Raw genomic sequence first — 22,108 nt, forward strand, 5'->3', positions numbered from 1 at the left:
CTTCTTAGAGATTTCGATTCCTGTTTCAACCCTATCGTCTCCATCTACCCTACCAGGATCTGGCGTTGTTCCTCCGCCACCGCCTCCTCCTGGATTAGATGGAGTACTTTTAACCTTGAAAGTATATGATATTAGGTTTGGCTTGTCAGTAGGGGCATTTGCATCCCTACCTTCATCGCTTTGCTTTCCAACAAAATATAAATATATACGATCAGGATTATCTGTTGCTCTTCTTACCCTTCCTGTACTAGATAATGGAAAATATTTTGAAAGTCCCCACTCAAAGTATCCTGAAGCAGTACCACGTAGTGTAATTTTATCTTCTGGCTTTGCTGTTTGACCAACTGATAATCCAGAAATAGATACTTTAATGTTACTTGTATTAATTGTTTTTAATTTCTCTATAGTATTTTTCCATAATGCCACTTTTGCTTGTTTATCATCTTTTAATCTAAGACTAATAACTAAAGTTTTTGAATCAGCATTATTCTTTACCTCAGTTTTGACATTAAAACCTTCAAGTCCAGTGAGAGTTGCAGATGGATTTTTCACTTCTATATTCTTTGGAATACCTATCGTATATACAATCTGAGCATCTAATTTACCTCTAGTCTCATTAAAAAATGATTGAATATCTTCACCTGACATATATCCTGTCCTTGTTTTATCCAAGGTATACCCCATAACAAAACGCTTGAACCATGAAGCATCTATTGAGAAGTCTAGGTTTATTTCTTCTCCAACTTTATATTCTCCAATTTCTTTTGAATTTGAACTTCCTTTTTTACCAATATCTGCAAATACAGTTAATTTTCTAGGATCTTTTATCTCTTCTTGAGTTAATAAATCTGATTCCACAAATCCAAATGGATTTACCCGATCTGGTATAGGATCAGTTTCAGGTCTCCCTGTATGTGGTGGCCCGTAAGTATCCTCACCAACTAAATATCCAAAACGGTAAAATGCCACTGGATCAATAATTTTCATCCCTGCTTCAGTCTCCGTAATTCCTGTACTTGGTAAGTATCCAGCGCTCCCCTCACCTGAATCTCTTATTCCTAGATTTTTTAGGGCAGATTCATCTGGCTTCAATACATATTTTGGAAATACACCATAATATTCTTTTCCATTAATATTAGTTAATGTTTTTTCTTCTAAGTCGGCCCAATATGTGTCTCTAATAACCTTATCTGGAGATGCAAAAGTTGGTTCACCATCCGGGCCAATCTGAGCTAGACTCATCAAGGAATTTTCAGGTCCATACTCAACTGCAAATACTGAATTTACCGGTATCATTGTCATTACTAGAGACATAGAAACAAATGCTATCGTTTTTTTATTTTTTTATCATACTACCCACCTACTATTTTAATACAATATAAGAAGCGTCTTTAGCTCTTATATTAACTATGCGTCCTTGCCCACTTCCACTACATTTATACAAGAAACAATTCCCAGAACCTACAATTGTTCCAAGTTCATTAGATGTAGAACCTGATGAATCAACTGTGAAAGGAATATTTATGTCAATCTTGTGTCCATATTGTTCACGCTCTCCTGCTACAAGCTCAAAGAATTCCTTATAGTCATTCCAGTTCCCTAACTTTATCGTAATAGTTACTGAATTATCTATATCATTATACTTAGTTTCTATACTACTAACAGCAGCTGTATTTTCTGTTGCAGTAATAGCATCCTTATCTACATGAAAATTTGATGGGAATTTTACTGTATACTGTGCTGTTGGAAAATTTCCACCTTCGTTAAACATCACTATATTTTCCCAAGCACGCTTAAATATATTCTTTTTTCCTTTAAATTCTTTTTTATATAACCTATATGCTCCTTCAAACAAATCTGCAGCTTCTACAGATCCACTAACACTACCCTTATAGATGTTATTACCTTCTACTAATTCCAAAGGTGTCACATTAGTGGTTTTACTCAAATCTACAGTCCCACTAATTCCCGTTTTGGTACCCATCCAGTTTTTATCAACTTTAAGTTTACTTTCAACCTTATAATCGAAATTTGCTCCTTCAGCAAATACACTTATTGCACTGGCAAATATACCTAATACCATTAGTAAAGCCATAGCTAGGCTCATCGTTTTTTTAACTAAATTAGTCACAAACTTATCCTCCTTCTAATATTATTAAAATTATTTATAAAAATATCAAAGCATACATATATACATTATATACATGCTTTTGCCGTCTATAAAATCTTATATTACAATAAAACCCATATCTTTCATTATCTTTTATTTAAAGCTTTCAAATTTGCTAGCAACTTTCATGCAATCACTAATATATTCTAATTATAAGTTTGATTTTTCTTTTTTCTACATATTTATTAAACAATTATCTTTTTATTGAAATAAAGCAGTTAATTGCTTATCTTTCTACATTTTATTATACATATACTATTAAAATTAGTCAATACCATAATAATAACACTTGAAAATATTTTTTATTATTTAAATATTACTATTTCTTTGCTATAAAAACATACTTTTTATCTGTTGATTTTTCTTCAGAAAAACTATAGCCACCTAAGTCAAATTTTTTTAGGTCTTCTATTTTTTCAATTTTATTCTTAGCCATAAAGTATAGCATTTTTCCCCTTGCCTTTTTTGAAATAGTAGAGTGTTTTTTTAAGTTACCATCTACATTCTCAAAGAACTCAATATTTAAAATTTTTTCATCTTTTATATACTTTTTTATAGTTTTCGAAAACTCATCACTTGCAAGATTTACTATTAAATCCTCATCTTCCAATACTTTTTTTGCTATTTCGTCTTGCCAAAACTTGTACAAATTACCCATTTCTGTTTTCATTAAAAAATCAAGCCTATATGGTGAAATTAGGTCAAAGGGTCTTACTGCCCCATATAAGGCTGATAGAATAAATAAATGATTGTCTATATACTCTAAATCTCCTAAGTCTAGGTCTTCTCTATTTATATTTTTAAAGCAAAGCCCATCATACATATAGAAGGCTTTAAATAATTCATTGGATAACCTGACTTGAGGCACTCTTTCTAGAATTTCATATGTCTTTTTATGGAAATTTTCTTTATTATTAAGGCTTTCTATCTTTTTTGAAACCGTCTTAGCCGGTGATATAATTATTTTCATATTGTCTCCTTTCGATTTAAGTACAATTATACCATACTTTTCTATTAGTATATGAAAGTATTAGGATACCTGTTTTAACGTCCTATTAATCTTTGTATAGTCTTTGTAGGTCCGATTAGTAAGATTTATCCGATAAAAAAAGAGAGGCAAAACCTCTCTTTTTCTTGTACCCATCTATAGAGATGGACACAAACTTTATCGTTTTATTATATTGAAATATATTTAAGTCGGCAAACTTATATTTAAATTGACAAATTTTGCTATATCAGCATTATTACTATAAAGACTTAGCTACTTCTAAAGCCTTGTCATAGTTTGGATGGTCTGTATTTTCAGCTACGTATTCAACATATCTAACTACATCATCCTTATCTATTACTACGATACCCCTGTTAAGAAGTCTGAACTCTTCCATCAAGAATCCATAGTTTAGACCAAAAGAAGTATCCTTGTAGTCTGATACTACTACTGCATTTTCGATTCCCTTAGCACCACAGAATCTAGCCTGTGCGAAAGGAAGGTCACAACTGATAGTTATAACAGCAGCATCCTGTAATGATCCAGCTTCCTGGTTGAATCTAATAGTCTGAAGTTCACATACACCTGTGTCTACAGAAGGTACCAAGCTGATTAGCTTAACCTTACCTGCTACATCCTTTAGTGTGAATGGGCTTAGGTCTGCCTTTAGACATACGAAGTCTGGTGCCTTGTCTCCTACCTTTACTTCCTTACCTAATAGTGTTATTGGGTTACCTGCGAAAGTTGTTACTGATCTCTTTTCCATTTTATATTCCTCCATAAAATTATATTCATACTTATCACGACCACTTGTGGCACTATGATTCCCGTTTTATTCCTACCCTATTATCATACCCTGGAAAAAAACATTTATTCATGAGAATATAAAAAATATACTATTTATCAAAAACTAATTTATGACCTACCAAGTGGTCATCATCATAGTTAAGCGTCAGGTGGAAGCCACTTTGCCCACTTCTTACCAGGTCTATAAAGATCTTGTCACCCTCCCAAAGGTTTAGGTCAAATAACTTGTCTTCATCAATCCAGGCAAGGTCACCCTCATCACATATAATTTCTTGTCCCTCAAAGTCCTTGCAGGTATAGAGGAACATTTCTTCAGGTGGGTTGTCATTATAGCTAAAGACCACTATCCCCCTAAAATCACAGGACTTGGCCCTATAGCCAGTTTCTTCCTTTATTTCCCTAAGGGCACATTCATAAGGTGTTTCACCTGGTTCTAACTTGCCTCCAACGCCTATCCACTTGCCCTCATTAATATCATTTTTCTTTTTGGTCCTGTGCAGCATAAGATATTTTCCATCCCTCTGCAAGTAACACAAGGTCATTTGTTTCATTTTATCACCTCAAATTATCCTTAGACCTGGTTGAAAAACTCTGCCTTGTTTGGGTGTTCGTCCTTCCAATAAGCAGCATATGAGCAAGATGTATTGGCCTTCCACCCATTTTTTTCTATGACCTTAAGGGCCTCTTCCATCAGTTTTCCAGCTATACCCTGGCCTCTAAGGACATTGGATACATATGTATGGTCCAAATCAACTATATTATCTCCTACAAGGGGAAAAGTTATCTCTGCTATCATTTGTTCCCTGTCATCATTTATGTATATCCTATTTGCTTCATATATAAATTTCATCTTAAACCTCCTATATAGTCTCCAAAAACTTAACCAACTCCCTGGTAAAGTACTTTGGTCTGTTTCCTATAAAACTATGTGTAGACTTTTCAAACATGCAAACATAGGTATCTGCTATATTTTCCTCTAGATACTTTACTACTTCCGGATTTATCATTGAACCTGGGGTCGCAAAAAACAGGCCTGTCTTAACGCTTATATCCTTTAGGACATGCCTAAAATCCTCGTAGGATATAGAAAACCACATTGAGGTAATCGAGTAGTAGGAATTACCTGCCAGGTCCATTTCTATTACCCTCTTAAGGACCCTATTGTCCCTCCCCCTCAATTCAGGATTTATATCCATGTACAGCTCAAGGTAGGCATCTGTCATATCATCAAACTGCCTGGCAATGCTCTCCAGAAATTCCTTATGGCCAAAACGTCCACCCATGATACCTAAATTCCAGTCCTGGTCATTTAGAACCTTAGGGGTCATATCGCATATTACCAGGCTCTTGATCTTATATTGGCCAAATAAGTCTATATACTTGTATAGGACACAGGCCCCCATGGAATAACCTACCACTACCACATTTTCTAATTCCAAGTGGTCTATAAGCTCTTTTAAGTCTGTAGCCAAATGCCTTAAGGAAATATCCCTATTTGGTTTGTCCGACCTACCAAAGCCCCTGTGGTCATAGGATATCCTCCTATAACCCTCCAAATTTTCCAGGGTGTAGGTAAAGTCGGCCATACTTGACCCCCAGGCATGGAGGAATATAATGGCCTGATCTTCTTTCTTACCCCTATCTTCATAATATATATTATAGCCTTGACTATTTTTGTAATACATAGGTCACCTCTTTTCAGTTGCAATATTAAAACTAGACCCTCTCCCAAGTCTAGCTTTAATCAATCTATATAAGCCATTTTCATCCTTATAAGACCTACCCTAGGTCTTGGCAGTGCCTTCTTACTTTTAGCTATGCCTTTTTAATCTTGGCCTTGGCTTCATCACTAGGTGTTACATAAAGGGTCTTATTTTTTTCATAGATTACCATACCAGGCTTGGCCCCGGATGGTTTTTTAACATTTTTCTTCATCGTATAGTCAACCGGTACATTGGCTGACATCCTGGCCTTGCTGTAGTAGGCCGCCAGGATTCCTGCCTCTAGTAATTCCTCATCGGTAACCTTCTTGCCAGCAGACTTGATCAAGACATGGGATCCTGGTATATCCTTGGTATGGAACCAATAGTCCTCATTGTCTGCCAGTCTTAGGGTTAGGTAGTCGTTTTGCTTGTTGTTCTTACCGACTATTATCATATTACCCTCGCATGAGATATACTTCCTCATGTCAGTACCTGGCTTGTTGTCTTTTTTCGGCATCTTGTAGGACTTGATATAGCCTTCCCTGATCAATTCTTCCCTGATTTCCCTTAGTTCTTTGGCATCATCACAGTTTTCAATGCTCAAAAGAGTATTTTCAAGGTAGTCTTTTTCCTGGATATTTATCACCATCTGCTTTGATATTTCCTCACCAGCATTCTTTAGCTTGTTATACTTTTTAAAGTACTTTTGGGCGTTTTCTGATGGTGTTAAATTAGGTCTTAGGGAAATTTCTACCTTCTTGTTGTTGTCATAGTAATTTTCCAGGACCACACTTTCCATGCCTTCCTTTATCATATAGATATATGAGGTTATCAATTCACCTCTTATCCTGTACTTGTCAGCATTTTCGGACTCCTTGAGTTCTAGCTCCTGTTTTTCTATCTTATGTCTTATCCTGTCTAGCTTTAAAGACAGGTTCTTCTTCATGCTAGATGCCTTTTGGTTTATCCTCTCCTTGTTATCCTTGGATATGTAGTAATCCTCAATTATAGTTGATATACTATCCTCGTGGATTTCTGTCATATCCTGGTACTGGCTCAACCTAATACTACTGAACTCTACTATCTTGTCCCTCTTATCGTCTATAATTATGCTTGGATAGGACTTATTTTTGTCCAGGTCGTCAAAAATTGAGTTTATACAAGCTACAAGAGACCTTATGTCTTCGTTAGAAAGGTCATCTTTATCCTTGTTTGGATCTAGACCTATCCTGGTACAAACCTCTCTTGCAACAAGGGGTGATAGACCTAGTATATTATTGTATATAAGCTTGAATACGGGACCTCTTGACCTGTTTACCCTCAAGCTAAACTTGTCAACATCTATCCCGTCAAGGGGGTTTAACTTATCCTGGCTAGGTGGTAATTCATATTCAGCCCCTGGCAAGACCTGTCTGACCCTACTCACACTCAGAGGGACCCTCTTTATAGAGTCTATAACCTTGCCCCCTAGTTCAGATACTAAGATTATATTACTGTGCTTGCCCATGATTTCTATATAGAGGTCCTTACGGGTCTTTTCCCTTAATTCATCATAGGATTCTACTGATATTTTAATTATTCTCTCAAAACCAACCTGGCCTATATCCACAATTACACCACCCTGGATATACTTTCTCAGGGTCATACAAAATACCGGTGCCTTTTTAGGATTTGACTTTTCATACTTGTTGGCTATATAGACCCTTGGATGGGATGCACTGGCACTCAATAAGAGCTTGTATACCCCTTCTTTGGACCTTATCTTTAGGCATACCTCATCCTTTTCAGGTTGGTATACCTTGTCTATCTTGGTGTCTATAAGCTTTTCTCTCAGCTCGGCCACCAAGGACTTTACTACTATTCCGTCAAATGACATATCTATTTCCTCTTTTCTAGTGACTATTCACAAATTATAACAGAGTTTTCCTGGTCAAATTCCTTAAAATTAACCTGGACCTTTTCCAGCCTTGAAGTAGGCACATTCTTGCCCACATAGTCTGCCCTGATAGGAAGTTCCCTGTGGCCCCTGTCAATCAGGACTGCCAACTGGATTAGCTTGGGTCTTCCATTGTCTATAATGTAGTCCAGGGCTGCCCTGATAGTCCTGCCTGTAAATAGGACATCATCTACTAGGACAACTGTCTTGTCGTGAACATCCAGGTCGAAGCCCTCATCCTTGATATCATGCCTGTCCCTGGTCACATCGTCTCTATAGGCAGTAATATCTATAAAACCACATGGAAGGTCTACATCTTCTATCTGGCCTATCTTTTCTGCTATCATCTTGGCCAAGGGTATACCCTTTGACTTGATACCAACTATGCAAATATCGTCTATTCCCTTATTTTTTTCTATTATTTCATGGCTAATCCTGGTAACTGCCCTCTGTATAGCCTTTTCATCCATAATTTTAGCTTTTTCCATAGTCAACCACCTATCTCCTTATAGTATCTAATATTTTCTTAAAATAGTCTGGTAAATCACTTGTAAATTCCATATATTCCCCTGTTCTGGGGTGGACAAAACCCAACTTCCTGGCGTGTAGGGTCTGGCCTTCCAGTTTGGAAAATTTCTTCACCTGATAGCCATAGAGCGTGTCACCCAAGATTGGATGTCTTAGGTAATTACTATGGACCCTAATCTGGTGGGTCCTGCCTGTCTCAAGCTTGGCCTTCATATATGTATATCCTTCCAGGTGTTCTATGACTGTAAAGTGGGTAACAGCATGTCTACCACCAGTATCAAGTACAGCCATCTTAAGCCTGTCTTTTGGATTTCTCCCTATATTCTTATCTATTGTCATCTGGTCCCAGTTGACACCACCTATACAGACCATCTCATACTCCCTGGTAATAGAGTGTAATTTGAACTGGTCTGCCAAACCCTGGTGGCTGGCATTATTCTTGGCTACTACCAGAAGGCCTGATGTGTTCTTGTCTATCCTGTGGACTATACCTGGTCTGATTACACCATTTATAGATGAAAGCTTGTCCTTACAATGGTACATTATGGCGTTTACAAGGGTTCCATCGGGATTACCCGGTGCCGGATGGACTACCATACCCTGGGGCTTATTTACTATTAAGAGGTCATCATCCTCATAGACTATGTCCAGGTCAATATCCTGGGCTAAGACCTCCAGGACCTCTGGCTCTGGCATGGCAATTTCCATCCTGTCACCCTCTTCAAGCTTGTAGCTGGCCTTCTTGACCTCTTCATTTACCAGGACTAGACCATCCTTTATCAATTTCTGGACATAGGACCTGGATATATCCTGGTACTGGTCTGCTATAAATACATCCAGCCTCTTGCCAGCACTATCCTGGTCAACCTGGTAGCCATCTACCTCTTCATAAGTCTGGTCCATCTAGTCCACATCCTCTCCCAACATAAACATACTTATACAGAAAACAATAGTTCCCACTACAACCAGTATGTCTGCAAAATTAAATACATACGACCATATAAACCTAAAGTCAAAAAAATCTACCACATAGCCTAGCCATAGCCTGTCTATAAGGTTACCTATTGCCCCTGCTATAATAGTCGAAACTGCCAACCTGTTTATCCTGGCTATCCTAAAATCCTTTCCAGTCCTAGACCTATCTCTAGATTTAGATTTATGTATATATACCAAACCCACTATAGCTACTATAAGGGCTACCAGTACAAAAAATACCTTCATATTTTGGAGCAAACCGAAGGCAGCCCCCCTGTTTTCTATATAGGTAAGGTTGAAAAACCCTCCTATAACACTTATGGACCCAGCACTTGATAAGTTAGCCCTAACCAGCCACTTTGTCAACTGGTCTAAACCTATCAAGACTAGTATTAAAATTTCATACATTATCTATCCTCACAAAACCTATTTTATAACTAGGATTTTATCTCCTCTTCCTAGACTTTGGGTATAGCCAGCAAATATTTACAAACTATAGCCAGACACCCAAGTCTACTAATATACTTCAATCCTCTTACTTAAGCCTTTAAAAAATTAACTGTCTCAAAAACCACATCGTTAATGTGCCAAGGCATAAAGAAAATATGCTTACCCCCTTTGACTTCTACAAGTTTGCAATCCTTGTAGAGGTCGGCAGCCTTCTTTGCATAGCTAATATCTACCAGCTCGTCCTTGGTTCCATGACATATTAGGACTGGCTTGTCAAAGCCCTCCATCTCCTTCCATGGGTCTAACTTTACAGCATCCTCAACGAACTTTCTACCCAAATTAACACTGCCTGTTACCCTGAATTTTTCTTCCAAATTATCCAGGTCTATCTTGGTACCCATAATATTGCCTGCCCTGACCTCATCAGGTATACAAAGGGCTGGATAGTAAAGGAACATCTTGTAGATCTCATCGGTATGTTCTGCAGCAAAAAGGGCTGTGACCAGACCGCCCTGGGAAAGACCCCCCATAATTATCCTATCCTTGTCTATATAGTCCAGGGTCTTGATGTATTCAAATACACTTAGTAGATCATCTTTAAGGGTAAATATACTCATATCAACCGAGTCCCTCCCCTGACTCTTACCAAAGCCTGACCCAGGAAAATCAAATATACAAACCGCATAACCAGATGGACAAATACGCCTGGCATACCTGGCAGTAGAATTCAAGGTCAAGCCAAATTCGTGACTCATAATTATAACCGGTAACTTAGACTGGCCATCGTAGTCAGGAGGAAGGTAGACCTCACCCCTTATCAATATATCTTCTTTTTTTATCTCAAAATCCTTAATCATTTTCTTACTCCATTTTTAACTATAATATGGTCATTGTACTCTCCTACAATTATACCACAAAATGGCTTTTAAAATTTACTGCTTTTAGCCAATAAAAAAGCAAATCTCAGAGTATTTTTCATACTTCGAGACTTGCATATTTTATATCCTGTATACTATTTTCGTAATTGCCCTATTTTATAGGTAAATTCCTATAACTAGAACTTTCTAGGTATAAAGCCTATCCTATCATAAACATCTCTTAGGGTCTTGCCAGCCCTAGCACTAGCCTTTTCAGCACCCCTTGTATAGATACCCTCTAGGTAGTCCCTGTTTTCTAATAGGTAGTTGTACTTTTCCCTGATTGGTCTTAGGTGTTCAACAACAGCCTCTGCCATTTCTCCCTTGAAGGCACCATAGCCCTTGCCATCATACATAGCAACTATTTCTTCAACACTCTTATCTGTCATAGCTGAGTAGATATTGATCAGGTTCTTTAGACCAGGTTGTTCATCATTGTACTTAACTATACCGATTGAGTCAGTTACTGCCTTTTTGATCTTCTTGGCTGTAGAATCTGCATCCTCTGCCAATAGGATAAAGGCACTTGGATTTGCATCAGACTTACTCATTTTCTTTTCAGGTTCCTGTAGGCTCATTACCCTGGCTGTTTCCTTAGGATAGTAACCCTCTGGAACTATAAATGTATCACCAAATCTATTATTAAACCTAGTTGCAAGGTCTCTTGCCAATTCCATATGCTGCTTCTGGTCATCACCTACTGGTACCAGGTCAGTCTGGTATAATAGGATATCTGCTGCCATCAAGACAGGATATGTAAATAGACCTGCATTCAGGTTCTGTTCACTCTTTCTAGACTTGTCCTTGTACTGAGTCATCCTATTTAATTCACCCATGTAAGTCAAAGTGCATAGGGCCCAACTCAGTTCAGCATGTTCATGAACATGTGACTGTATAAATATAGTATTTAAGTCTGGATCAATACCGCAAGCTATAAACTGGGCCAATAATTCAATTGTCTGTCTCCTCAAAACTTCTGGATCCTGTGGTACAGTTATTGCATGCATATTTACCATACTAAAGAAACACTCATATTCATCCTGTAGCTTAGTCCAGCTCTTCAATGCTCCTAGGTAATTTCCCAGTGTCATCTTTCCAGATGGCTGAACTCCACTAAATATAACTTTTTTTCCATTTTCTCCCATAATTCTATTCTCCTTTATATGACAAGCTATATATCCTCTTAAATTATATCATTTGTGGAAAATTCGGTCAATTGTATTAACCTATCTTGGCCAAGATATTTAGGACCATGTCCTTAGAAGTCCCGGCTGCCCTCTTTACAAATTCATCATAGGCCAATTCAGCCGACTTGTCTGCCTTGTCAGAAATAGCCCTTATGATTACAAATGGAATTCCATTACAGTGGGCCACATGGGCTATAGCCCCACCCTCCATCTCACAGCAGTAACCTCCAAATTCCTCTCTAAGGTAGGTTTTTTCTTCAAGACTAGCCACAAACCTGTCACCAGTCACAACCCTTCCCTTATAGGCCTTGTAGTCACTTTCCCCTTCCAGGAATGATTCATAGGCCATATCTATAAGGCTAGAATCTGCCACAAATACAGAGGTCTTCATCCTAGGTATAGTTCCCTTAGGATCACCCAGACTAGATGCATCAACGTCATATTGGATGGCATCTGTAGATATTACCACATCATTAATGTTTAGGTCCTCCTTAAGTGCCCCTGCCACACCAGTATTGATAAGGGCCCCAACCCCAAACTCACTAATCAAGATCTGGGTACACATGGCTGCATTAACCTTGGCTATACCACACTCAACTACGACTACATCCAGTCCCTTAATCCTTCCTTCATTGAAGGTCATACCAGCAACTGTCCTAGTTTTTTTATCTTCTATCATGGCAGTAAGTTCTACTACCTCTTCATTCATGGCACCAATTATGCCAATCTTATTATTATTCATTTTTCCTCCTAATAATTCACTTTGGAATATTCAAAATATTATATGGGCCGTAATAATTAATAAGTTAATTTTGACCCAAGAGCATCCTTTTACAATAGTCCTGTCACAAGCTGCATGGCCAGGCTGACCAAAATTATACTTACCCAACAAGTAGCACCAAGCAATAGGGGCTTGCCACCTGTCCTTATCAACTTAACTATATTAGTATTTAGACCTATAGCCCCCATGGCCATCACTATAAAAAACTTACTGACCTTCTTCATAAGGGCAAAAAATCCTGTCACCATACTGGCACTTCCACCAGTAATTATCCCCTTACCTATCACTAGATCTAATAGGCTTGTGATGATAGAACACAGTATAAAGTATAGGATAAACCTCGGTAACATAGCTAAAAAGTTAATTTTCTTGTCACCCTGGACTCCAGATTTCTTAGTTTCATACAGGGACAGGCAAAAAGTTATAGGTATAATTGCCAGGGTCCTAGTCAACTTTACTATTGTAGCAGAGTCGAGTACAGCAGATCCTGTCTTATGGATGCTATCCCATGATGAGGCTGCTGCCGTAACCGATGAAGTATCGTTTATGGCCGTACCTGCAAACATGGCAAAACCACTATTAGATAGGCCTAATATATCTCCCAAGATAGGAAATATCAAGGCTGCTATAATATTAAAGAAAAAAATTACAGAAATAGCCTGGGCTATCTCATCACTATCTGCATCTACTACAGGGGCTGTAGCAGCTATGGCAGACCCTCCACATATTGATGAACCCACACCTACCAGGATTGAAATCTTCCTTGGTATATTCAAGGCCTTACACAAAATATATGATACTATTAGGGATGTGGCTATTGTGCAGACAATTATGGGTATCGAAACCCCACCAACCCTTATAATCATCTGCAAGTTCAGACCAAAACCCAGCAAAATAACTGCATACTGGAGTACCTTCTTCGATACAAAGTTAATACCTGGTTGAAAGCTTTTCTTGCCATCCTTAAGCAGGCCAGCAACTAGAATTCCAATCAGGATAGAAAATACTGGTCCCCCAATAATAGGCAAGATTTTGCCCAAAAACCAGGCAGGTATCGCCATAATAAAACAAAATATAATACCCTTTATGTTTTCTTTCTTCATGTTATACCCCCATTCTATAATTAGACTCAACCAATAAATAGGCCTAATTATCCTATTTTCACAAACCTAATTATATCACAGGGAGGCTTAAAAATCTATTTTACTGAAATAAAATCCTTCATAGATTCAAATTTTTTATCCCCTATACCAGATACATTTTTTATGTCCTCAATAGCATTAAATTTACCCTGCTTGGTCCTGTAATCTACTATCTTCTTGGCAGTTGCCGGCCCCACTCCTGGTATGGATTCCAGGCTCTTTTCATCCGCCAGATTTATATTTACCTTGCCATTATTAGTAGCTTGACCTTGGCCACTTGGGGTTACACCAACCTGACCAGCTGAAGTAGTTTGACCACCTGATACTGCCTGGTCAGCCTGGATATCCTGCCCCTTATAGGGGATGATATAGTGTTGGGAGTCTTCCAAATTCATAGCCAGGTTTATCCTATTTATATCAGCGTCCTTGGCCAGGCCACCCACCATCTTGATGGCATCATCAAGCCTCTTGTCTGCACCTATACTTATAACTCCAGGACTGGCCACTGCCCCCGATATATATACAACGATTTTACCATCTTTATTCTTGGGTTTGGAATCAAGTCCATCCAGCTTGACTACATTTCCACTGGCCTCAGATCCATTGGAATCATGCTCATTGTAAGTTTCACCAGTCTTATTATTGGCCAAAAATCTATCATTAGCTCTTGTATTTGTTCCGTCATTTACCCCTCCAGTCTCATCAGCTACAAGGTTTCCCCTGTCAAAAATACCCAATCCACCTACGAAGACCAACTTGTATATCAAAAACATGGCCACTAAGCCTGTTATTATTAGTTTTTTCCTATCCAAATCCTTGATTTTGGCAATCAACCTATCCATAATAAACCTCCTCCTCTGTTTAAGAAAACCTTTATATTTTATAGACAATTTTACAAAATCCACAATTTCTTTTAGTGTAAATTCATCTAAAATCTTCTTATATAAGTCATTTTATGATATACTAATTTGGAGAATATATATAAATAAACGGGAGAGGAGGAGATGTAATTTCACTACATCTGAACAATATATGAAAAGAACTACATCAGTTTTATCAGCATTGACTCTTTCAATAGGCCTACTAGCACCTGCTAGCCTGATTTCCCATGCAGACCAAACTAGTGATTTAGACACTTTAAAATCAAAGTACATGGTCTTGATGGACTACAACTCAGGCCAGGTCCTATACAAGAAAAATGCAACACAAAAAATGTACCCAGCATCAACGACAAAAATATGGACAGCCTTTTGTGTATTAAAGAAGGCTAAGAACCTTGATGAATTAGTAGAAATAAAGGACATACCCCAGATAGAAGGGTCTAGTATGTACCTTGAGAACGGAGAAAAATTTACTGTAAGAGAACTATTGGAATCCCTACTGATCCATTCATCAAATGATGTAGCCTATGTTTTGGCCAAGCACTTTGGTGGGGGTAACCCTCAGGACTTTATAAACTATATGAATGAAGAGGCCAAGAAGTTTGGAGCCAGCAATACCCACTTCAACAACCCTCATGGTCTACCTGATACTGACCACTACACTACTGCTATGGATATGGCCATCTTATCAAGGGTAGCTTACGGAGACCCTACTATAAGCGAAATAGTAAAGATGAAAAGTGTCTCTTTCAAGGCAAGTGATAGGATAAAGGTTGAGAGAAACCTGGTTAACAGTAACAAATTCCTTACATCTAGTGATACTATAGATCATAAGGGTAAGACTATACCTATTAAGTACGATATTGTAGATGGTATCAAGACCGGCTTTACAGATGATGCTGGTAACTGTCTGGTATCAACAGCCAAAAAGGGCAATGTCAGGTTAATGGCAAATGTATTTTTTGCACCAGGTGGTAGTCTTTACCATGATTCTAGGACCCTAATCGATTATGGCCTAGATAACTACAAGAGCATCACTATCTACAAGGCAGATGATATAAAGGGTGAAAAATCAGTAAAATTTGCTAGACCTGGCAAAATTAAGTACAAGTTGGCAAATGACTACAGCATAACTGCTATGAAGACCGACTCTTCTAATACAAAGGGTTACACTTACAAGTACAATTTTGACAAACTTGAAATGCCAGTTAAGAAGGGCGACATAATCGGTACCATGAATATATTCAAAAATGGTGAGATGGTATCCAGCATAGGCTTGGTGGCAGAAAACGGGTCCCAGACCTACCTACAGTTAGTCCTATCGAAACTAGGTATAAATAATGATAAAAAATCTGATGATAAGAAGCTAGCTAGTAAGGATAAGAAGGCTAGTGAGCAAAAAGACAAGCAGAACGACCAAACTAAAAAATCAGAAGACAAAAAGGATGATGCTAAAAAGTCTGAAGACAAGAAATCAAAACCTTCCAAGGATGTAATAAACACTATAAGGAAGGAAGGTACATCTTCTGTACACGGTGTTTTAGGTATCTTTAGTAACATCGGAGACTTTTTCTCAGATGCCAAGAAGTCAATCGGTTCTTTGACTCCATCAAGTCTTAACCCAGAAAATATCATGAAATCAGACTTCTACAAGTACCTGGACAAGGAAATCGGAAACAAGACTGGTCCAATACCTGCTCCAGTTATTATATTTGGCCTTCCTATCTTGATACTTCTTATAATCCTATGGTTGATAATAAGCTTAATCAAGGATATGGTAACAGGAAGAAGGTACAAGGATGCTGATGACCAGCCTAAGAAGAAGAAAGCAAAGAAGAAGTCTAAGGCAGATGAAAAAATATTTGAAAAGGCAAATGAACAAGAAGAAGTTCATGCCCAAGCTAGTTCAAGCGACAAGGCTGACCCTAAACCAGAAGTTGATTTGGAAAGCAAGTCAGATACTAACTTGGATAGCCAGACAGATATTCAGACGGAAGTTAAGTTATTTAGTGAATCTGACCTTAAGTCAGAAGCTAGCTTAGAGAGCAAGCTAGACGTTCAAAGCCAAGCTAATTCTGATATAGAATCTGACAATCGTACAGAATCTGATTTAAGTTAATAATGTTGATACTAAAAGAATCCTCGCTTTGCGAGGATTCTTTTAGTATGTATAGAGTTCTACTAAGAGTTACTTCGTACATATTTATAATATAAAAATATTCATATCAATATATTTTGATATTTTTCAAATACATTCTCATCTAATGCTAAAGTATCTTGTCTTCATTAAATTCTAATCAATTATAGTATATCCATCATAGTCACTATTAAAATAAATATTTTTTATTATATAAACCAGATTGACTATAACAAAATTAATAAAAATTGTGACTGCCAAGATACTATAGTTAAAATTGAATACAGATACATAAAAGCCCTTCATTTTAAAGTAGCTATAAATTGCAAATTCAAGTATTAGTGAGAAAAATATTATTAAGCCAATACTAATGCCTAGTAATATAAATATACTATTATTAATCGTACTAAAAAATTCTTTTTTGCTTATGCCTATATATCTAACAACTCTTAAATCTTCTAAAAATTTATTATATGCTTTATTAAATATATGTATACTCATAAAAATAAAAATCATATACAATATAATGGCTATTATTGTATTAATACTATTATGCAAATTTGAACTCTTCATCAATAAATTAATTTCTTCCGATTTATCAATTATATTAATATTATATTTTTTTAAAATATAATTTAAATCCTGAACAACTTGTTTGCTATTTTCACCCTTATTGATTTTTAAATTTACAAAACTGTACCTTATTTCTCCAAATAATTTTTTATAATTTTCTGCACTAGTAATTATTTGTGGAACATCATCTTTAGTATAATAAAATCCATTATAAGGTAATTTATCCGTCATTCTATTAATTTTAACATTCTGCACCTTTAATTTACTCTTTTTACCATAAATAAAATCAGCAGAATATTTATCATCTGGGCTATAAAGGAACGGTATTTTTTTATTCATATTTACAAAATCAAAGCCATCGGGTAAATATAGTATCGATTCGCTATTATTTTTAATTGGTGTTATATTATATGCATAAATTGAACTCTTTATAAAATAGTTGTTATTTTCCTTGAATACGGCCCCCTTTATAGAATTTTTGTAGTTATTATTTAATTTATCTATATTTACTTTACCTAATTTAAAATTATTCATTTCAATTCTTCCCATCTTTTGACAAGAAGCTAGTGAATATGCTATGACTTTTTTATTACTCTTATTCTTCAAATTTTCTACTAACTTAAGATCTTCATCAGAGATACCCTCAGAATTTATATCAACTGGTTCTATTAAAATATCATAGTTGTGTCCATTTTGATACTCAGTAACTAATTTAGTATCATGATATTGCATTAAGTTTCCATATGATAATTGAGATATTAAAATTAATGCCCCTAGCACTTGTAATGTAATAAAACTAATACACATATTTAGGTTATTTTCTGCAAATCTACACATAATATACCTCAAAAAATTATCTTTTCTTATATTTTTCACGATGTATTTAATTTTCCGAGTTTTTTCCTTACTATATTTATTCAAACTAATTTTTACTTTTGTGTATTCAATGACCGCCATTATCAAAGCTATAAGTACGAGTCCCACGGGATATATCAACATTTTCTTATTAAAAGGAATATTATCAATACTCTTGCCTAAGAGTTCCTGGTTAAAGATAAATAAATTTTCTTTAAATAGCATAAAAATTATTAAAGCTATAAAAAATCCAAACACAAGAGATACAAAAAATACATATACTTTTTCTCTTAAAATCAAAAAAAACAAGTCTTTCTTCTTTATTCCCAACAAATTCAACTTTTCATAGACTGAAATACTTCTATTGAAATTTATATTTAGCATTCCTATTCCTAAGATAGAGCTTATAAAAATAAATAACAGGAATACAGACAGGTCATCTTTAGTAAAATTATTGTATTTATAATCTAAATCGTTTAGTTCATAATTCAACTTTATATTTTTTTCGTCTATTCCTAATTTAGATTTCAAATTGATTATTGTTTTTTCTATATTTTTATTTTCAACATTTAAGTATAAAGTATTATTTTTATTAGAATATCTATTGTTTAGATTTGTATATGCTAAAAAATTACCTCTTATTTTATTTGCAAAAATGTTATCTGCAACACCAACTATCTTATATTCTTTTTTTATGTTGTTTATTGAATTAAATTCATATGTATGATTTAATTTTAACTCAAACATATCATAGATCCATTTTTCCACTATAATTTCATTACTAGAAGATGGATATTTACCCTTAATTATACTAGACTCATATAAATCTAGTATATTATTATCTGTATTATTTATTTGTATATACTTGTTCTTATACCTTACAATTGAATTAAGATCTTCATAGTAGCTTTTTTTCACTTCACTATAGGAGCTTATCTTTTCTATATCTTTTTTACTTATATTATTTAGTATTATATTGGCGTTTCCCCTATACCTGATTACATCTTTTTTTTGTATATCTAATAAACTATATGTAAAGATATTATAAAAAAATATGAATACTAATAATAATGAGAAAACAATTAAAGATAACTTGTTTTTCTGCATATTTTTTAATGCAAATTTATTTTTATAATTCACACTGTCCACCCCTTAAAACCAACCTCTAATATATCCCCTTAATCATTCTATTACCTATAATTTATGCTTTCTATTCAATATACAAAAGCTTTTATAGCTATGTACTATTTTCAATTTAAAAATAACATAATACACTAAATAAGAATCTTAGTCATTAAAAAATATATTCTTTTTCAATACTATTATAACATAAAAAAGTATCTGCTTGTCACCATTTTAAGTATATACAATAAAACAAGAGCCCCGCATAAAATATACGGGGCTCTTGTTTTTAAAAATCAATTATATATGCACAAGAGTTAAATACAATTAAAAGCTCTTGCAGATATATCTATTTTAGTTACTATACTCTAGCAACCCATAATCCGTGAAGATTACAATATTCGTAAGCAGCTACTACCTTGTCATCATCAGCCAATACGAATTCTGCAACTGGCTCACCAACATGGTCTAAATCTACTCTCTGTACAGTCTTTTCAGTTAGAAGTACAACGAAAGCTATATGGTGCTCTTCAGTCATTGGATGAGCAACACTACCAACCTTAACACTTACCTTGTTACCAGCTACTTCAACTACTGGAACGTGCTTTTCATTAGCTGCATCTGTAGAGTTAGCCTTTAATTCCTTCATGTCTTCTCTACAACATACTAGTGTTCCACCACCGTTTACTAATAGTTCTACGATATTACCACATCTATTACACTTATAGAATGTTAATTCTCTTGCCATTTTGTTTCCTCCTTTTTCTACCCATGCAACCTATGCATGAAATTATAAGTTTATTTTTAATATAAATTGTTTACCATTATCTGTGGCACTCTTTACAAGTACCAGTTAGGATTACATAGCTTGACTTTATCTTTAAGCCCTGTTCATCCAGTAGCTTTTCTGAAAAATCAACTACCTCACTATCTATATCCTTGATTTTCTTGCAATCATCACAAACAAAGTGATTATGTTCTGACAGATTCGCTTCAAAACGAACTGGATCACCAGGTATATTAACCTTCTTTAACATGCCATTTTTTTCCAGCTGAGTCAAATTCCTGTAAACAGTACCCAGACTCAAACTTGGATTGGCCTTTTTTAGGTTGTCATACACTTCATCAGCAGTTGGATGACCCTTGCTTTCGATCACATTGTTTAATATTAATTCTCTCTGTCTAGAATACTTCATCTATTACCTCTCTACCATTTAACAAAAGCTAATTTATCTATTAGCTATTATCTCCAGCTCTCATCTCTTACCTTGAAGAAAGCCTGAGGATGCTTACATACTGGACATAGCTTAGGAGCCTTCTTAGCTATATGGATATGACCACAGTTAGCACATTCCCAAAGAACTACTTCTTCCTTTTCGAATACCTTACCATCCTTTAGGTTCTGAAGTAGAGTTCTATATCTTTCTTCATGTACCTTTTCTATAGCACCAACACCTTCAAATAGTCTGGCTAAATCCTTAAATCCTTCTTCCTTAGCTTCTTCAGCAAATCTAACATACATGTCAGTCCACTCAAAGTTTTCACCTTCAGCTGCATCTAGTAGGTTTTCTTCAGTTGTTGGGATTTCTCCACCATGAAGAGCCTTGAACCAAAGCTTAGCATGTTCCTTTTCGTTGTTAGCTGTTTCTAAGAATAGGTCAGCTATCTGGTTGTATCCTTCTTTTCTTGCCTGAGAAGCGTAGTAAGTATATTTATTTCTTGCCTGAGATTCTCCTGCAAATCCATCCTGTAAATTCTTTTCTGTCTTTGTTCCCTTTAATTCTAATGTCATTTTCTATTACCTCCCATAATTCATTCAACATTTTATAAACGTTATTAACTTTTTGCAAATAAACATAATAGTTATTTCTTTTAATTATACTCTCAATTGAAATTCTAGTCAATATTTTTATTAACTATTTTCGGCTATTTTTCAGAGTATTTGTCATTTGAAATGTGGTTTTAATTCTCAATTAAAACCTTAACTAGTAAGTTTACCTATAATTTAGTTTACCCAGGCAAAGTACTTTCAAACAAAAATCAACTAAAAAAATATCCATTTTTTCATATATTATAGGTATGGAAAATAAAAGGGCCTCCGTATTGGAGCCCCCTTTAAAACTAGTCATTTATAATACTATTACTTATAGTCTTTTTCCTATAATTTTTATATAATTTGAGTACTTCGAATCATTTCTATCCTTTATACTATAGCTTTCTACTATAAGCATATTTATTAATAGAATTACTCTTATTCAGACTTGTGCATTGCCCTTGATACCCCTGTATATATTACCAGTGAAGTAATTATACCAAATAGGGCCTGCATAGAGTTCGCGGCTACAGCAGCTGTAGAAGTCTTTATACCGTACATAAATATCTCTCCTATAAAGTAGCCTGTAACCATTATTACACCACCAACAAGCGTGCCTATAATCCTACCTGCCCTGCCAGATACTTTCTCTGCTATTAAACCGCATATAAAACCTTCCAAACCCTTGGCTATAAGGGTAACGGGGGCATATACTCCATAGCCTGATATTAGGTCTGCAAGGGCTGAACCAAGTCCACCAACCAGGGCCCCCTGCTTCTTACCCAGGTAAAGGGCCGTAAATAATACTACTGTATCTCCCATATTTACATAACCATGTGCACCTATTACAGGTATCTGCACTATCATTGTCATTACAGTTGTCAAGGCCATCAATATACCACATAGGACTATGTCCTTGGTTTGGATGCCCTTATTTATTCCTAACTGTCCGCTCATAATAACCTCCATATATAATTACATTTTTAAGACTTATCCCAGCCTTCATAAAATAATATAATACACTTTGATTAAATATTCAATTATACTGGTAATTTTATTGAACTTGTATGGGTACAATTGTATAATTCTACTAGCTGATTTCTTCACGTTAAAAAAGGATTGGCCAGGCCAATCCTTTTAAAT

22 protein-coding genes are annotated in these 22,108 nt (G+C 35.6%); 1 reads left to right on the forward strand and 21 read right to left on the reverse strand.

All coding sequences use genetic code 11. The features are described from left to right. From HMPREF0634_RS02135 to HMPREF0634_RS02210, 16 genes are all read right to left on the reverse strand, one after another. On the reverse strand, positions 1 to 1,314 hold a 1,314-nt coding region (locus tag HMPREF0634_RS02135), incomplete at its 3' end, for a hypothetical protein (protein WP_165480183.1). Between the two features lie 49 nt (positions 1,315 to 1,363). Continuing rightward, positions 1,364 to 2,131, reverse strand: a complete 768-nt coding sequence (locus tag HMPREF0634_RS02140) for a hypothetical protein (RefSeq protein WP_050786332.1) — start codon at positions 2,129 to 2,131, stop codon at positions 1,364 to 1,366. Positions 2,132 to 2,489: 358 nt separating this feature from the next. Beyond that, on the reverse strand, positions 2,490 to 3,140 hold the full coding sequence (locus tag HMPREF0634_RS02145) for a YaaA family protein (RefSeq protein ID WP_007788589.1): 651 nt from the start codon (positions 3,138 to 3,140) through the stop codon (positions 2,490 to 2,492). A 277-nt stretch (positions 3,141 to 3,417) separates the two neighbouring features. Continuing rightward, complete coding sequence (gene tpx / locus HMPREF0634_RS02150; protein WP_007788598.1) at positions 3,418 to 3,924, reverse strand: thiol peroxidase; 507 nt, start codon at positions 3,922 to 3,924, stop codon at positions 3,418 to 3,420. Positions 3,925 to 4,054: 130 nt separating this feature from the next. Next, positions 4,055 to 4,516 carry an NUDIX hydrolase gene (locus HMPREF0634_RS02155; protein WP_007788601.1) on the reverse strand — a complete coding sequence of 154 codons (462 nt, stop codon included), beginning with the start codon at positions 4,514 to 4,516 and terminating at the stop codon, positions 4,055 to 4,057. Positions 4,517 to 4,536: 20 nt separating this feature from the next. Beyond that, positions 4,537 to 4,815 carry a GNAT family N-acetyltransferase gene (locus HMPREF0634_RS02160; RefSeq protein ID WP_007788590.1) on the reverse strand — a complete coding sequence of 93 codons (279 nt, stop codon included), beginning with the start codon at positions 4,813 to 4,815 and terminating at the stop codon, positions 4,537 to 4,539. Positions 4,816 to 4,825: 10 nt separating this feature from the next. Further along, a complete protein-coding gene (locus HMPREF0634_RS02165) occupies positions 4,826 to 5,650 on the reverse strand; it encodes an alpha/beta fold hydrolase (RefSeq protein WP_007788581.1) in 825 nt (274 codons plus the stop codon). 130 nt (positions 5,651 to 5,780) lie between these two features. Further along, entirely contained in the window at positions 5,781 to 7,544 is a 1,764-nt protein-coding gene (locus HMPREF0634_RS02170) for an Rqc2 family fibronectin-binding protein (protein ID WP_007788596.1), read from the reverse strand. A gap of 23 nt (positions 7,545 to 7,567) precedes the next feature. Continuing rightward, the gene (pyrR, locus tag HMPREF0634_RS02175) at positions 7,568 to 8,092 is read right to left on the reverse strand and encodes a bifunctional pyr operon transcriptional regulator/uracil phosphoribosyltransferase PyrR (protein ID WP_040565642.1); all 525 of its coding nucleotides are present in this window, start codon (positions 8,090 to 8,092) and stop codon (positions 7,568 to 7,570) included. A 10-nt stretch (positions 8,093 to 8,102) separates the two neighbouring features. Next, the gene (locus HMPREF0634_RS02180; RefSeq protein WP_007788580.1) at positions 8,103 to 9,035 is read right to left on the reverse strand and encodes an RluA family pseudouridine synthase; all 933 of its coding nucleotides are present in this window, start codon (positions 9,033 to 9,035) and stop codon (positions 8,103 to 8,105) included. Next, the gene (lspA, locus tag HMPREF0634_RS02185; protein ID WP_007788604.1) at positions 9,036 to 9,515 is read right to left on the reverse strand and encodes a signal peptidase II; all 480 of its coding nucleotides are present in this window, start codon (positions 9,513 to 9,515) and stop codon (positions 9,036 to 9,038) included. It lies immediately after the preceding gene. A 131-nt stretch (positions 9,516 to 9,646) separates the two neighbouring features. Beyond that, entirely contained in the window at positions 9,647 to 10,414 is a 768-nt protein-coding gene (locus HMPREF0634_RS02190; RefSeq protein ID WP_007788579.1) for an alpha/beta hydrolase, read from the reverse strand. A 197-nt stretch (positions 10,415 to 10,611) separates the two neighbouring features. Further along, complete coding sequence (gene trpS / locus HMPREF0634_RS02195; RefSeq protein WP_007788592.1) at positions 10,612 to 11,619, reverse strand: tryptophan--tRNA ligase; 1,008 nt, start codon at positions 11,617 to 11,619, stop codon at positions 10,612 to 10,614. A gap of 76 nt (positions 11,620 to 11,695) precedes the next feature. Then, positions 11,696 to 12,403 (reverse strand): 5'-methylthioadenosine/adenosylhomocysteine nucleosidase, encoded by a 708-nt coding sequence (locus tag HMPREF0634_RS02200; RefSeq protein WP_007788607.1) that lies wholly within the window; start codon positions 12,401 to 12,403, stop codon positions 11,696 to 11,698. 89 nt (positions 12,404 to 12,492) lie between these two features. Then, entirely contained in the window at positions 12,493 to 13,545 is a 1,053-nt protein-coding gene (locus HMPREF0634_RS02205) for a YeiH family protein (RefSeq protein WP_007788582.1), read from the reverse strand. A gap of 95 nt (positions 13,546 to 13,640) precedes the next feature. Then, positions 13,641 to 14,426: a helix-hairpin-helix domain-containing protein gene (locus HMPREF0634_RS02210; protein ID WP_007788578.1), complete on the reverse strand. Its 786-nt coding sequence runs from the start codon at positions 14,424 to 14,426 to the stop codon at positions 13,641 to 13,643. A 190-nt stretch (positions 14,427 to 14,616) separates the two neighbouring features. Between HMPREF0634_RS02210 and HMPREF0634_RS02215 the strand changes: the two genes are divergently transcribed. After that, positions 14,617 to 16,584 (forward strand): D-alanyl-D-alanine carboxypeptidase family protein, encoded by a 1,968-nt coding sequence (locus HMPREF0634_RS02215; RefSeq protein WP_007788577.1) that lies wholly within the window; start codon positions 14,617 to 14,619, stop codon positions 16,582 to 16,584. Between the two features lie 174 nt (positions 16,585 to 16,758). On the opposite strand, the gene HMPREF0634_RS02220 is transcribed toward HMPREF0634_RS02215, so the two are convergent. From HMPREF0634_RS02220 to HMPREF0634_RS02240, 5 genes are all read right to left on the reverse strand, one after another. Further along, positions 16,759 to 19,170 carry an ABC transporter permease family protein gene (locus HMPREF0634_RS02220; protein ID WP_040565643.1) on the reverse strand — a complete coding sequence of 804 codons (2,412 nt, stop codon included), beginning with the start codon at positions 19,168 to 19,170 and terminating at the stop codon, positions 16,759 to 16,761. Between the two features lie 343 nt (positions 19,171 to 19,513). Continuing rightward, complete coding sequence (locus HMPREF0634_RS02225) at positions 19,514 to 19,900, reverse strand: desulfoferrodoxin (protein WP_007788585.1); 387 nt, start codon at positions 19,898 to 19,900, stop codon at positions 19,514 to 19,516. A 76-nt stretch (positions 19,901 to 19,976) separates the two neighbouring features. Further along, positions 19,977 to 20,348 carry a Fur family transcriptional regulator gene (locus HMPREF0634_RS02230; protein ID WP_007788609.1) on the reverse strand — a complete coding sequence of 124 codons (372 nt, stop codon included), beginning with the start codon at positions 20,346 to 20,348 and terminating at the stop codon, positions 19,977 to 19,979. A gap of 47 nt (positions 20,349 to 20,395) precedes the next feature. Beyond that, a complete protein-coding gene (gene rbr / locus HMPREF0634_RS02235; RefSeq protein ID WP_007788586.1) occupies positions 20,396 to 20,944 on the reverse strand; it encodes a rubrerythrin in 549 nt (182 codons plus the stop codon). Between the two features lie 459 nt (positions 20,945 to 21,403). Further along, the gene (locus HMPREF0634_RS02240; RefSeq protein ID WP_007788611.1) at positions 21,404 to 21,922 is read right to left on the reverse strand and encodes an ECF transporter S component; all 519 of its coding nucleotides are present in this window, start codon (positions 21,920 to 21,922) and stop codon (positions 21,404 to 21,406) included. Positions 21,923 to 22,108 lie beyond the last annotated feature (186 nt).

Origin of the sequence: Peptostreptococcus stomatis DSM 17678 (genome assembly GCF_000147675.1) — a bacterium.
In the GTDB taxonomy this organism is placed as follows: Bacteria; Bacillota; Clostridia; order Peptostreptococcales; family Peptostreptococcaceae; genus Peptostreptococcus; species Peptostreptococcus stomatis.